The 13,804-nt window shown below is 63.5% G+C and carries 12 protein-coding genes; 9 read left to right on the top strand and 3 right to left on the bottom strand.

Translation table 11 applies throughout. The features are described from left to right. The first annotated feature begins 292 nt into the window (after positions 1-292). Positions 293-3,349: a hypothetical protein gene (locus WAO18_RS03010; protein WP_422203762.1), complete on the top strand. Its 3,057-nt coding sequence runs from the start codon at positions 293-295 to the stop codon at positions 3,347-3,349. Between the two features lie 31 nt (positions 3,350-3,380). Here the strand turns inward: WAO18_RS03010 and WAO18_RS03005 are convergent, their stop codons facing one another. The 3 genes from WAO18_RS03005 to WAO18_RS02995 are packed head-to-tail and all read right to left on the bottom strand — an operon-like array spanning position 3,381 to position 6,405. After that, entirely contained in the window at positions 3,381-4,178 is a 798-nt protein-coding gene (locus WAO18_RS03005) for an SDR family NAD(P)-dependent oxidoreductase (protein ID WP_422203761.1), read from the bottom strand. A gap of 54 nt (positions 4,179-4,232) precedes the next feature. Further along, entirely contained in the window at positions 4,233-5,936 is a 1,704-nt protein-coding gene (locus WAO18_RS03000) for a sulfatase-like hydrolase/transferase (protein ID WP_422203764.1), read from the bottom strand. A gap of 22 nt (positions 5,937-5,958) precedes the next feature. Further along, positions 5,959-6,405, bottom strand: coding sequence for an SRPBCC family protein (locus WAO18_RS02995; RefSeq protein WP_422203760.1), 447 nt, complete (start codon positions 6,403-6,405; stop codon positions 5,959-5,961). 168 nt (positions 6,406-6,573) lie between these two features. Here WAO18_RS02995 and WAO18_RS02990 point away from each other — a divergent pair, with 168 nt between their 5' ends. The 8 genes from WAO18_RS02990 to WAO18_RS02955 form a co-directional block, all read left to right on the top strand. Beyond that, a complete protein-coding gene (locus WAO18_RS02990; protein ID WP_422203758.1) occupies positions 6,574-6,786 on the top strand; it encodes a hypothetical protein in 213 nt (70 codons plus the stop codon). Between the two features lie 4 nt (positions 6,787-6,790). Then, on the top strand, positions 6,791-7,096 hold the full coding sequence (locus WAO18_RS02985) for a hypothetical protein (protein WP_422203757.1): 306 nt from the start codon (positions 6,791-6,793) through the stop codon (positions 7,094-7,096). A gap of 271 nt (positions 7,097-7,367) precedes the next feature. Next, positions 7,368-8,039 (top strand): TetR/AcrR family transcriptional regulator, encoded by a 672-nt coding sequence (locus WAO18_RS02980; protein WP_422203755.1) that lies wholly within the window; start codon positions 7,368-7,370, stop codon positions 8,037-8,039. Between the two features lie 343 nt (positions 8,040-8,382). Then, positions 8,383-9,177 (top strand): MlaE family ABC transporter permease, encoded by a 795-nt coding sequence (locus WAO18_RS02975; protein ID WP_422203754.1) that lies wholly within the window; start codon positions 8,383-8,385, stop codon positions 9,175-9,177. A 1-nt stretch (position 9,178) separates the two neighbouring features. Then, positions 9,179-10,045 carry an ABC transporter permease gene (locus tag WAO18_RS02970; protein WP_422203752.1) on the top strand — a complete coding sequence of 289 codons (867 nt, stop codon included), beginning with the start codon at positions 9,179-9,181 and terminating at the stop codon, positions 10,043-10,045. A 5-nt stretch (positions 10,046-10,050) separates the two neighbouring features. Further along, the gene (locus tag WAO18_RS02965; protein WP_422203751.1) at positions 10,051-11,358 is read left to right on the top strand and encodes an MCE family protein; all 1,308 of its coding nucleotides are present in this window, start codon (positions 10,051-10,053) and stop codon (positions 11,356-11,358) included. Then, positions 11,355-12,395, top strand: coding sequence for a virulence factor Mce family protein (locus tag WAO18_RS02960; RefSeq protein WP_422203750.1), 1,041 nt, complete (start codon positions 11,355-11,357; stop codon positions 12,393-12,395). Before WAO18_RS02965 ends, WAO18_RS02960 begins: the two co-directional genes overlap by 4 nt. Continuing rightward, positions 12,392-13,804: MCE family protein (locus WAO18_RS02955; RefSeq protein ID WP_422203748.1), on the top strand; the 1,413-nt coding region annotated here is incomplete at its 3' end. The genes WAO18_RS02960 and WAO18_RS02955, both read left to right, overlap by 4 nt.

The raw sequence follows: 13,804 nt of genomic DNA, 5'->3' as shown, positions 1-13,804 counted from the left end.
CTACCACCACTACACAATGTCGCGGCAGATGGCCGAGCAGCAGAAGTTGGTCAACACGTTCTAGTTGCGGCTGCGATTTGAATGCGTAGGTGATATCAGAGCCCGGGTGATATCGCATACGCCTCGTTTTCAAAATCGATATGTCCGCCGACTTCCCGGTAAGCAGGTGGCGGCACGATTTCCTTCTGGGGCTTGAGCATTCTGCGACAAATTGGTCGATTTCAAATCGTTGAGGGACAGCCGCCCTTAACATCCGCTTGAAGGACCAAATTGTTCAGAAAGGCTGCATGCGATGAGCCCAACTCTTTTCCGCGTGAAGGGGTATGGCGCTCGCTGGGCCAAAACGGCCCTATCCATTTGTTTGATCGGCATCGGCGTGGCGATTGCGATGTCGTGTTACCACCGAGCGCACATTCCGGATCTCGAGCAATACAAGTACGGCGACCCCAAGCAGTGGCTGCCCGGCTTCAAGGCGCAGCAACTCGCTTCGCTACCGACGGAGGGCTTGTTCGTCTTCGGCTATTTTCTGGTGTTGAGCGGGTTTGCGTGGATCCACCGATGCTGGGCGGTCTCCTTGTCTGGCCGCAGGATGTCGCATTACGCGTTTGCCGCGGTAATCATCATGGCTGCCGCGGATTTGGTAACGGATTACTTTCTCCAACAGTTACTGGGCGCCAAGCCGGGTTGGGTCTGGTTCCCCGCCGTCTCGACGGTGGTTTCTGCGGCGGCGGTCACCAAATGGTGTGCGGCGCTGATGGCGTTCAGTTCGGTAGCGGCCGTCGTGGGCCTTAGCGGACGCGGGGCCATAGCGCTATTCCGGAGATACCTATTGCCGCGGTTTCGATCTGACATGCGGAAGAAGGCTGCCGGGGGCAGCCTCGACTATGCCTATTGGTGGAACGACGTCTGGGCCGCACCGGAGCTACCCCAAATCCAGGATTCGGTCGCGGAGCAGGTAGCTGCGAACCAGGGGAGTTGGTTCAAGGCCTATAACGTCCCCGGCGCTTTCGATGTCATCAAGGAGCGGAAAGGTAAACCGGCGCAGGCTATTTGCCTGTCCGGCGGCGGAGTACGGTCGGCGTGCGTTGCGATGGGAGCGACGCAGGTTTTCTCCGAGGCGAAATCCATCAACCCCAAGCAACCGGACCCGCCCAGCCCCGCAGCCCCGCGTCGGCTGATCGACACGGTCGACTACATCATCTCGGTCTCGGGCGGCGGCTATACCGCTGGAGCGCGGCTGCTCGCTACCCAACCCGAAGACAAAGCATCCGCTATCGAATCTGGAGTGAAGGAGTCAGAGCGGCCGCCGTTGTCTCAGCGATTCGAACAAGGATCAGCGGAGTTCGACCACTTCCGCAGGGGCTCAAGCTATATCGCCGACTCGGCAGCGGGACTGGCCAACGCCTTGGCGGTGGTGCTGAGAAATTTGATCGCCTCGTTGGGCATGGTGTTCATCGTTCCGGCAATCCTGGGTTGGGCGTTCGGGTATCTGCTTGCGGTTCCGTATTTTTCGTTCGCGACGTTCGTCCCGGTCTCACCCGAGGTCGCCGACCACGTCAACCACAACACGAAGTGCCCGGGCGCGGTGCCAGCGCTCGCCAACCATCATGCCTCGTGGGCGGCTGTCGGGGTTTTCGCCGTTCTGGCTGTTGTGTCCACGATGCTTGCCATCGGTGTGGAGTGGCTGTTGGCGGGCTCTCGCAGTGAGGGCGCGCGGCTATGGTTTCTCAAGGCCGCGAGAGGAAACGCGGTATTCGCGGTGCTCGTGCTGGTGGCCGTCGCTGGGTTGCCGGCACTCATGTGGCTGTGCTCGATGATCAGTCCAAACCCCGCCAGCGCAGGAAGGATTCTGTCCGGCGTCGTCGGACTGAACTACGTGACGGCGATCGTCACGATCCTGATGAAGAAGCGCAACGTGCTGCCTCTCAAAGGTGCCACGGCGCCGACCTGGTGGAAACGGCTGCTGCCGCCGGCTGTTCTGCAATTGATATTGGTGCTGGCGACCTTTGTGCTACTGGCACTGGCGTGGCTTGCCGTGCTCGGAGGCTTCGCAGTCGATATTTTTCAACGAGCCGCACCGTATACCTGCCACGGCGCTATCCCCGTCTTGCCCGGTTTTGGGTGGCTCGTGGAGTTGGTGCTGCTCAGTTTGGCCGTGCTGTTCCTCGGCTTTGCCGACGTCACATCGCTGAGCTTGCATCCGTTCTATCGGCTGCGGCTGGCGCGCACCTTCGCTGTCCGTCGGGTCAAGGCGCCGTCGTTCGGTTGGCAAGCCGAGCGTTATCCCGCGACCGAATGGACGCGGTTGCCTGACTATGGGCACGCTCCAGACGAGGGCCCGAAGTTCATCTTCGCCACCGCGGCCACACTGTCCGGAGAAGCAACACCGGCGCCCGGTCTCAACGCGGTGTCGTATGTCCTCAGCGCGGATCACATCGGTGGCCCGGATCTCGGATGGCTCAAGACCCGGGAGCTGTTCGATGTAGCGCCGCCGCGACTGAGGCGAGATCTCACCGTCGAGGCATCGGTCGCAGTGAGTGGTGCGGCGGTTGCGTCAGCAATGGGACGCCAGGACAAGGGGTATCAGAAACTGCTGGCCATCTCGGGTGCTCGACTCGGCACCTGGCTGCCGAATCCCAAACTCGTCGGCAACTTGGTCTGCGCGCAACACGGCGGGCGCACCGACCCAGAAGACGAAAACCGCCCGTGGCCAACGTCATTGCCTACCATCCGGGGCGCGGGGTACTTCTACCGCGAACTCTTCGGCATCAACTACGACGATGCGCGGCTGGTGCAGTTGACCGACGGCGGCCACTACGAGAATCTCGGACTGGTCGAGGCACTGCGCCGGCGCTGTCGCCTCATCTTCTGCGTCGACGCCGGCGGCGATACTCCTCCGCTACTCAGCACACTGTCGGAAGCGATGCGGCTGGCGCGATACGAATTAGGCGTAACGATCGAACTCAACGAGGACGGCCCTTACTCGGTGAACGACATCGCTCCCGGCTCCGGCAAGCCGTTCCCGCAAGGACATGCGTTAGCGTCCTTGAATGGCCGAATCACAAAAGGGACTGTAGCTTTCGGAAGAATCAAATACCCGTTGGCGGCAGGCTTGACCGAGCCGCAGAATTCGCGCGGCGTTCTGATCTTCGCGAAAAGCGTGCTCTGGGAGGGTTGTCCAGAGTGGCTGTTGACTTATGCGGCGTCGAGTGACGTGTTCCCTCATGACCCGACATCCGACCAATGGTTCAACGAGGCTCAGTTCGCGGCCTATACCTCGCTGGGAACGATCATGGGCAGGCATGCCGTGGAGTGCGCCAAAGCTCTCGAACGCAGCGGAGTGGTCTGAGGCTCACGCCGATCCTGATGCCAAAGTCGATCTAGCGCTTCAGCATTCGTTTCAGGACCGGCAATACCAGCGGGGTCGGCACAAAGCGGGTGGACCCCAGCGCCAACCGCACCTGCGGTCCGCCCGGGACCACCGACCCGCGACCATGCTCGGCGGCCTTCAGCGCATCGGCGACCACCCGCTCGGCGGATACGTGAGTGAATCCCGGCAGCTTGTCCACCAGGTCTTGGGCATCATTGGTGGCCTGGAACTCCGTCGGCACCGGACCCGGGCAGACGGCGGTGACCGTCACACCGCTGTCGGCTACTTCAGCGTTGACCGCCTCCGATAGCCACAGCACATACGCCTTGGACGCGGCGTAGTTGGCGTTGTACGGGGCCGGCTGAAATCCCGACACCGACGACAGGTTGATGATCGCGCCGCGGCGGCGCTCGACCATGCCCGGCAGGTAGCGCAACGTCAGGTCGGCCACCGCCTCGACGTCGACGCGCAGCATCTGAAGTTCCTTGTCGCGGCCTTCGGCGCCGAACTTGGTGTAGATGCCAAGGCCCGCATTGTTGACCAGGATGTCGACCTGCACGCCCAGCTCCTCAATGCGTGCGGCCAGCCGGTCGCGATCCTCCGGAATCGCGAGATCGGTGCCGACCGCGACGGCGTGCTTATCGCCGCCCAGCTCCGCACACAACTGCTGCAGCCGGTCCTCCCGTCGGGCAGTGACGACGACGCGGTAGCCGCGGGCCACGAGTTGACGGGCGAATTGTTCGCCGATGCCAGAAGATGCGCCGGTGATCACGGCGACCGAACCGGCCGACGGCTGTGGAAGTGTCATGTGACGCGAGCCTACTCCCGGTATGTGACGCAGCACTGGCGGCCCGGCGGCAAGCTAATCCTCTCGACGAGAGGCATACGGCCAGGGACGGTTTCGTTCCGGGATGGCTTCGGCCCGCGCGTGCTTCAGCTGGGTCCGCAGACGTTGGCGAAGCTCGTGCAGGTCGGGGTCGGCCCACAGGTTGCGGGCCTCGATCGGATCGGCGGTGAGGTCGTAGAGCTCCCACTGGTCGTCGAGCGGGCTCATCCGATACGTTTCTCCGCCAAGCCCATTGGCCGCGAGGTGACGCACGCCCGGCTCGGTCCAGGTCGCCGGATCGTCGAAGGTGCGTACCAGCTTCCACAGCTGACCATCGACACGGACCACCAAGCCCTCGAAGTTCGACCCGACGTGGGCGGGCACCCGGATACGCAGCGGCCCCGGCGGATTCGATGTTCGCCGCAACCGGCGGGCCGTGGCCGACGCACCCGAATCGCCCTCGAGCATGTTGTCGCGGGTCATGATGTAGACGGGTCGATCGTCGTCGGCCGGCCCGCCGTCCACCACAGGCATCAGGTTCTGGCCCGGCAGCGGGTGCACCTCGGAGAACGACTCGGCAAGGTCGTCGGACGCCGCGTCGACGTCGACGCCCGCCGCGGCAAGCAGTGTGGGTAGCAGATCGACGTGCGACGTCGGTGCCGTCACCTCCCGCGACGACGTGGCACCGGCGCCGATCCGGGCGATCACGAACGGCACCCGGGTGGCCTCGTCATAGAGGTTGAACCACTTCTGGTGCAGCCCGCCGTGTGCCCCGAGCAGGTCGCCGTGATCGGAGGTGCGCACCAGCACCGCGTTGTCCGAGCCGCCCTCGGTGACCGCCCGGCGGACCCGATCGATCGGCCGGTCGACCTCGGCGTGCAGCCGGTAGTACAGGTCGCGATAGCGCTGCGCGTTGCCGCGGTAGGCCCGGTCGATCACCGGCGCCGGGCCGTAGCCGGAGGCGTAGGCCTCCCGGAACGCGATCTGCGCGGCCGGTTTGCTCGCCAGGTCCTCGTCGGCCGTGGGCGCCGCCGGTACGTGCGGCGGATCCAGTGGAGAGGGCTTCACCGGGCTGCGACGCAGCCAGCCCGGGAAAAGCACGATGTCGTGCGGGTTGACGAAGCTGGCTACCAACAGGAACGGACGTCGTGCGAACGCATCGCCGGCGCGACGGCGTGCGTACCGGTCGATCAGCCAGGTGACGGCGCGGTCGGCAACCAGCGGGTCGCGGCGCAGGCCGGCATTACCCGGCAGCGCACCGTGTGGCTCCGGACCGACCCAGCCCGAGAAGCCAAACGGCCCAAGGGGATCGGCGTCCAGGTAACGCCGCACCGCGGCGTGGTCGACGACGCCGTGCTCGTCGTTGGTGGCCAGCACGCTCCCGTCGGCGTCGTGGATGTCGGCGTGCGAGATGTGCCATTTGCCGTCGTAGTGGGTGTCGTAGCCCGCGGCGCGAAACCAGTTGCCCATGGTCGGCACCTCGCCGGGCCGCAGCCAGCGCATGCGCGAATCGTCGGGCATCTTGCCCAGGCCGTCGGTCTGCGTGACGCCGTGCAGGTCCGGATAGTGCCCGGTGAAAATCGTTGGGCGACTGGGCGCGCAGGCCAGCGAGCCGGTGTAGTGCCTGGTAAAGCTGACGCCATGCTCGTCGAACCACCTGCGGCCGTGCAGCGTTCGCTCGCGCCAGGCGAGCACCTCGGGTGACTCGTACGGCGGGATCGCGCGTTCCTCGTCGGTCATCAAGATGATGACGTCGGGCTGACTAGTCACGAGCCTTCTCCAATCGCTTCGCAAGGCCGGCGAGCATGATGTCTGACTGTCGGGATTGAACGCGGCACACCGCGCGTTCGGCGAGATTATGCATTGGGCCAGAACCGATTTCGACTGTGCTGGTCAGTGTGACGACGGTGCCGTCGTTATCGGCCGGCCGCAAGGCCCATCGGTTGTTGAATCGGCGCACCCGCTTGGGCAAGCCATCGACGTCGTAGGCGAGCGCACGCGCGGTGTCGAACTCGGTGATCGTCTCGACCAGGGCGTTACGGCCGATCTGGACTCGCCGGGTGGTGCCGATCGGTTCACTGCTGTGGTTGAGGATGCACGAGTGGTCGATGTTGTCTGCCCAGGCACTGATCGAGCCGAAGTCGGCGAGCACATTCCACACGGACTGAGGGTCGGCCGCGACGGTCCGGCTGCGGTCAATAGCGGCCACCGCCTCACGGTACGCGGCGAAAAGTGCGGCGCTGGGCAGATCTGCGAGCCCGTCGCTGAATTTGCCACTTTAATCCGATCTGAGCGGTCAGCTGGCAGACTCCAGTCATTAGCCACTAAGCAGGTGAGACCACCACCATGGATGCCGCGATAGCTGGGATGGGTCGGGGTGGCGCGCCGCGCCGGGGATACAACTTTCTCAGCGCTGCGGCGGCTTTTCGCGACGCTCAACGATGGCGCGGTGACAAATGTCTACACCGTCCAGCAAGTCGATTTCGCACACGCCCTTCGAATCGATCCGCGCCTGCCGTTGATGGCGCAGTGGCACAACGCGGCACTGAACGGAGGTAGCGGATCGGACGGATCAACACCAAAGGAGTGAATCGATGTTAAAAAGCGTACCGGTCCACAAAGGCGCCCATCAGCGGCGCACGGAGGATGCCAAGCTCCTAAAGGAGTCAGGTGCCCATAAGCTCGTCATCACGGACCGCGACGGCAACTGCTTGGCATTCGTATTAGCTTGGGACAGCTTTGATTACGATGCTGAGTCGGACACCTATGTGTGCGTTGCCGACAGCGATGGCAGAGAACTCATGACCATGTACACCACCGGTGAAATCAGATCAGTACCTGGTGCGAACATGTATGTCTTGACCGCAGCGGATGGGTTCAGCGGCCGCAGGGCGTTGTAGGGCCTTCTGATCCAGCGGGGGCCCGGCGGGCGCCACCGTTGAGCGTTGAGGGTCTTGGTTCAGGTTTGCGCCGTGATGCACGCCGCGGATCGGTCTGAAAGTTCGGCCTTGCACGGATCCATGAGCTGACCGGCACAGCCGGCAGGCCGTCGGGCGGCTCCGGGCGCGCCGGCCACAGGCGCAACGAGCCTGGCCGCGTCGGTGGGGGATACTCACGTCGCGGAAGATATGATAGACCGGTCGTACGGTTAGTTTACTCCGAAGGTTTGAGATGCCCAGATCGCCCGGCAGGCGCAACGAGATTCTGGACGCGTTTGTGCGCTATGTCGCCGAACGTGGCTACGAGAGAACGAATATCGGCGATATCGCCGACGAATTGGGCATGTCCAAGGGCACCATCGTTCATCACTTCGGGACCAAATCGCAGATGTTGCGAGAGCTCGAAGAAACCCACCTGACCAGTCAACTCGATGTCCTGCGGATGGTATGGGATCGTCTGGCTACGCCCCACGAACGCATCGTCGCGATCATTTACACTTCCACGCTGCTACATGTGATCGACCGCGACGCGACGGTGGCAAGCCAGCGCGAGGTCGTCCAGTTGTCCGATGACCCGGCGATGCAGCAAGTGCAGAAATTGCGTGATCAATTGCAGGCGCTCACGATTGACGAGATCCGCAACGGGGTCGCGAGCGGTGTGTTCCGGACCGTGGACATCGAACTGGCGGCATTGCAGCTGTGGGGATCGCTGCAGTCGCTCTGGTTGTGGTTCGATCCCACAGGGCCCCGGACACCCGAACACGTCGGAGCCGCTTTCGTCGACGTGTTCCTCGGCGGCTTGCTGCTCGATCGCTTAGAACTCAGCAAGTGGGCGGACCCTTCCGCTGACGTCGTGTCGGTGGTGCGTGAATGCCTTGCCGCAGTAACGGGCGCAGCAGACTGACCGCGTAGCGACTGAATGCTTTGCGCGAGTTAGTCGTAAGCGGGCTTATCAGGGTCGCTGGTTATCGATTTAACCCGGCGTAGGGCGAGCCGTCGGGCAATGCGTGACGGAATCAGACGCCAATCTCAGCGTTATTGACTGTACGGACGGTCAGGTGCAATAGTGGCTGCGTGACGCAAATGAGCGCGACACGGACCCGGCAGGCGCAGACGAAGGCCGCCGGCCATCGGATACGCTCCGGGTCACGTCGAAGTCGAGCATCGGCCTCGTGCACCCAAAGCGTGAATTGCTCTCTTGTGGAACATCGTTCGCGCTGCTGTGGCCCTCACCCGGATCCGTACCAATGACGACCTCGAACGTGATTGCCAGCAAAATTGGCAACCAACTCCGGCCGGGGGCAGAAGTGGTCGGTGGTTTCTTTCGGATGTGCGCGCTGACCGGCAAAGCCTTGGGGAAGCCGTTCCAATGGCGCGAGTTCATCTGGACTGGCTGGTTCCTGATGCGGGTGTCGCTGCTGCCCACGATCGCGGTGGCCATCCCGGAAACCGTGCTGCTCATCTTCACGCTCAACGTCCTGCTGGCCGAGTTCGGCGCGGCCGATGTTTCCGGTGCCGGTGCGGGGATCGCCGCGGTCACCCAACTCGGCCCGATCGTGACGGTGCTGGTGGTCGCCGGCGCCGGGGCCACTGCCATCTGCGCAGACCTCGGCGCCCGCACCATCCGCGAGGAGGTCGATGCGATGGAGGTGCTGGGCATCGACCCGATCCACCGGCTGGTGGTGCCCCGCGTCGTTGCTTCGACAGTCGTCGCCGTGCTGCTCAACGGCCTTGTCATCGCCGTCGGCCTAGGGGGCGGCTACCTGTTCAGCGTGTACCTGCAGAACGTCTCGAGCGGTGCCTACCTCTCCACGCTCACCGTGCTCACCGGTCTGCCCGAGGTGGTGATAGCGCTCGTCAAGGCCGCAATTTTCGGGCTGATCGCCGGCCTGGTCGGCTGTTACCGCGGCCTGATCGCCCGCGGCGGGTCCAAAGGTCTGGGCACTGCCGTCAACGAGACCGTGGTGCTGTGTTTCATCGCGCTGTTCGCGGTCAACGCGGTGATGACGACTATCGGTGTCCGGTTCGGAACGGGGCGCTGACATGTCGACGATTGCCGCACCGTTTGGCCGCATCCGGCTGGGCCGCACCGTCCGCCGGTATGGCCGCGCCCCGGCCGGGGTGCTGGTCGAGATCGGACAGATGGTCTCGTTCTCACTGACCGCGCTCCGGCTGATCCCCCTGGCTCTGCGCAACTACCCCAAAGAGATGCTGCGGATGCTTGCCCAGATGGGTATGGGTACCGGCGCGATGGCCGTGGTCGGTGGCACCTCCGCGATCGTCGGATTCATCACTTTGTCCGCGGGCTCTCTGGTCGCCATCCAGGGCTTCGCGTCGCTGGGCAACATCGGCGTCGAAGCGTTCACCGGATTTTTGGCCGCGATGGTCAATGTGCGGTTTGTCGCGCCGGTGGCCTGCGGTCAAGCTCTGGCAGCCACGGTGGGCGCCGGCGCCACCGCCGAACTGGGCGCCATGCGCATCAGCGAGGAGATCGACGCGCTGGAGGTGATGGGTATCAGGTCGATCGCCTTCCTGGCGTCCACCCGAGTGGTGGCGGGTTTCGTCGTCATCATCCCGCTTTACGGCTTGGCGATCACCCTGGCCTTCCTGTCCGCGCAGGTCACCACCGTTTTGTTGTACGGGCAATCGGTCGGCACCTACAACCACTACTTCCACACATTCCTGCGCCTCAACGACGTGGGTTGGTCGTTCGCGGAGGTAATCCTCGTCGCGGTGGTCGTGATGACCACCCACTGCTACTACGGCTACACCGCCAGCGGCGGGCCCGTCGGCGTCGGCGAGGCGGTCGGCCGGTCGATGCGGTTGTCGTTGATCACGATCGTTGTCGTGGTCGTACTGACCGCGATGGCGGTCTACGGCAAAAACCCCAACTTCAACCTCACGGTGTAGCCGTCATGCCGACACCAGGGAAGGTCAACCCGCCACGCATCCCGCGATATAAGACGAGGGCTGTGGCGTTCTTGTTGGCCAATGCGGTGTTGTTGGCGTTGTTCTGGTTGCAGTTTCGCGGAGAGCTCACGTCGAAGACGCCCTTGACAATGGTGGCTGCCCGGTCGGGTCTGGTGATGGATCCGGGGTCCAAGGTCACCTACAACGGGGTGGAAGTCGGCCGTGTGGCCAGTATTTCGGAGATTCAGCGTGACGGCAGGCCGGCGGCCAAGTTCGTCTTGGATGTGGATCCGAAGTACATCAGGCTGATTCCGGCCAATGTGGACGCCAATATCCAGGGGACCACGGTGTTCGGCAACAAGTATGTGTCCTTGACCTCACCGAAACACCCTACACCACAGCGTATTTCGCCTAGCCACGTAATCGACGCCAGGTCGGTGACGACGGAGTTCAATACCTTGTTCGAAACCCTGACCTCGATCGCGGAGAAGGTCGACCCGGTCAAGCTGAATCTGACGCTGGCCGCGGCCGCGCAGGCACTGACCGGATTGGGCGACAAGTTCGGGCAGTCGATCGTCAACGCCAACGCGATCCTTGACGACGTCAATCCGCAGATGCCGCAGATCCGGCATGACTTTCAGCAGCTGGCGGCGCTCGGCGACATCTACACCAACGCCGCACCGGATCTGTTCGACAGCCTCAAAAATGCGGTGATCAACGCGCGCACGTTGCACCGGCAGGAAGCCGACCTGGATGCCGCCCTGTTGGCCGGGACTGGGTGGGGCAACACCGGCGAAGACATCTTCCGGCGCGGCGGGCCCTACTTGCAGCGGGGGGTCGCCGATCTGGTGCCCACCGCCCAGCTGCTGGACACCTACAGTCCCGAGATCTTCTGCACCATCCGCAATTACCACGATGCCGAACCCAAAGCGTACGAAACGGTTGGCGGCGGCAACGGTTACGCGCTGAAAACCATGACCGAGCTGATGTCGGGGTTGGGAGGCATCCTGACTCTTCCGGGGTTGGCCGGCACGGTGGGCACACTGGGGCTTGTCGGGCTGGCCGGGCTGGTGGGCGGGGCGCCGAATCCCTATGTCTATCCGGACAATCTGCCCCGGGTGAATGCTCGTGGTGGACCGGGGGGTGCGCCGGGTTGTTGGCAACCCATTACCCGTGATCTGTGGCCGGCGCCGACTCTGGTGATGGACACCGGCGCCAGTCTCGCGCCCTATAACCATGTCGAGGTCGGTTCACCCTGGGCAGTCGAATACGTCTGGGGCCGTCAAGTCGGGGACAACACGATCAACCCATGAAAATCACCGGCATGGCAATCAAACTCGGCATCGTCTCGGTGGTGCTGATGTTCCTCACCGTGATGATCGTCGTGGTGTTCGGCCAGATGCGCTTCAACCGGACCTACAGCTACTCAGCGGAATTCAGCAATGGCAGCGGCCTGCGCGAGGGCCAATTCATCCGGGCCTCTGGTGTGGAGATCGGCAAGGTCAAAAACATCAAGCTGGTCGACGACGGCCATCGGGTTCGGGTCGACTTCGATGTCGATCGCTCGGTGTCGCTGTATCAGTCCACGACCGCGGAGATCCGCTATCTCGGACTGGTTGGTGACCGCTATGTGGAACTCAATCGTGGCGGGGGTGAGGGCGCTGACCGGGTCCTGCCGCCAGGCGGATTCATCCCGCTTTCGCACACTTCACCGGCACTGGATCTCGACGCCCTGCTTGGTGGATTCAAGCCGCTGTTCCGCGCTCTTGATCCGGACAAGGTCAACACGATCGCGTCGGCCATCATTACCGTGTTTCAGGGTCAGGGCGGCACCATCAACGACATCCTCGACCAGACCGCGGAAGTGACCGCCCAGATCGCCGACCGTGACCAGGCGATCGGCGAGGTGATCAAGAACCTGAACATCGTGCTTGACACCACGGTCAAACATCGGATGGAGTTCGACCAGACCGTTGACAACTTCGAGAAACTGATCACCGGGCTGAACAACCATGCCGATCCGCTGGCGGCCGGCACCGCGAATATCAGCAACGCCGCCGGAACGGTTGCAGACCTGCTGGGTGACAACCGCGCTCTGGTGCACAAGGAGCTCGACTATCTCCAGGATCTTCAGCAGCCCCTCGTCGACCAGCGGGATCAGCTCAGTGACCTGATCCACAAGACGCCAACCGCGTTCAACCTGATCGGGCGAAGCATCGGCCTCTACGGAGACTGGGTGAACTTCTACCTCTGCGACCTCACGATCAAGTGGAACGGGCTGCAGGCTGGCGGCCCGGTTCGCACGGTCAGGCTCTGGCAGCAGCCCACGGGTAGGTGCACGTCGCAATGAGATCTCTGCAACCTCCCAACCGGGTGCGCATCGGAGTGATGGGCACGCTCATCTTGGTGCTGGTCGTGGTCGTGGGCCAAAGCTTCACCAGTGTCCCAATGCTTTTCGCCCAGCCCAGCTACTTCGGGCAGTTCGCCAACACCGGCCAACTGAGCAAAGGCGCCAAGGTCCGCATCACCGGCGTGGTGGTCGGCAAAGTGGCGGGGTTCAAGATCGATGGCGACCACGTTGTCATCGAGTTCTCGACCGGCGGCAACACCATCGGCACCGAGAGCCGGCTGGCGATCAAGACTGACACCATCCTGGGCAAGAAGGTGCTCGAGATCGAGCCGCGGGGAGCCCAGACGTTGCGGCCCGGCGGCACGATACCGCTGAGCCAGAGCACCACCCCCTATCAGATCTACGATGCGAATGCCGATATCACCAAGGCCGCAGCGGGCTGGAACATCAACACCGTCAAGCAATCGCTGAATGTGTTGTCGCAGACCGTCAATCAGACGTACTCGCACCTGAGTCCCGCCCTCGACGGGTTGGCCAGATTCTCCGACGCCATCGGCAAACGCGACGAGCAGATTACGCATCTGCTCGCGCAGGCCAACAAGGTGGCCAGCGTGCTCGGTGATCGCAGCGAACAAATCAACCGGCTGCTGGTCAACGCGAAGACACTGCTGGCCGCGTTCAACGAACGCGGACGGGCCATCGACGCACTGCTGGGGAACGTTTCCGCGTTTTCGGCTCAGGTGTCATACCTCATCAACGACAACCCGAGTCTGAACCCAGTGCTTGAGCAGCTGCATGCCATCACTGACGTGCTGGTTGCCCGCAAGGACGACCTGGCTCAAAGCCTCAGGTACGTTGGCCAATTCGCCGCATCGCTGGGTGAAACCGTCTCGTCGGGACCGTATTTCAAGATAGTCCTGTCCAATTTGCTGCCGTATTGGATCTTGCAGCCATGGGTCGATGCCGCGTTCAAGAAGCGTGGTATCGACCCGGAGGACTTCTGGCGCAGTGCCGGGTTGCCAGCGTTTAAATTCCCTGACCCGAACGGCACCCGGTTGCCCAACGGTGCGCCGCCGCCGGCGCCGCCGGTGCTCGAGGGCACCCCGGATCACCCGGGACCGGCTGTGGCGCCGGGCACGCCGTGCTCGTACGCGCCGTCGCCGGAACTGCTGCCGCGGCCGGGCAATCCGATGCCATGTGCGGCGCTCGACCAGGGCGCGGGGCCGTTCGGACCGAACGGGCCCTACCCGGCCCTACCCGACATCGCCTCGTCGCCGCCAAACCCGAACGGTCTGCCCCCGTCACCGGGGATCCCTGTCGCCGGGCGCCCGGGGGAGCCGGCGCCAGACGTGCCGGGCACACCGGTGCCGATGGCGCCGGGACCGCCCGGCGCGCGCACCGAGCCGCTG

It is taken from the genome of Mycobacterium sp. (assembly GCF_049278535.1).
GTDB lineage: Bacteria > Actinomycetota > Actinomycetes > Mycobacteriales > Mycobacteriaceae > Mycobacterium.
This window is presented reverse-complemented; position numbering and strand designations above follow the sequence as displayed.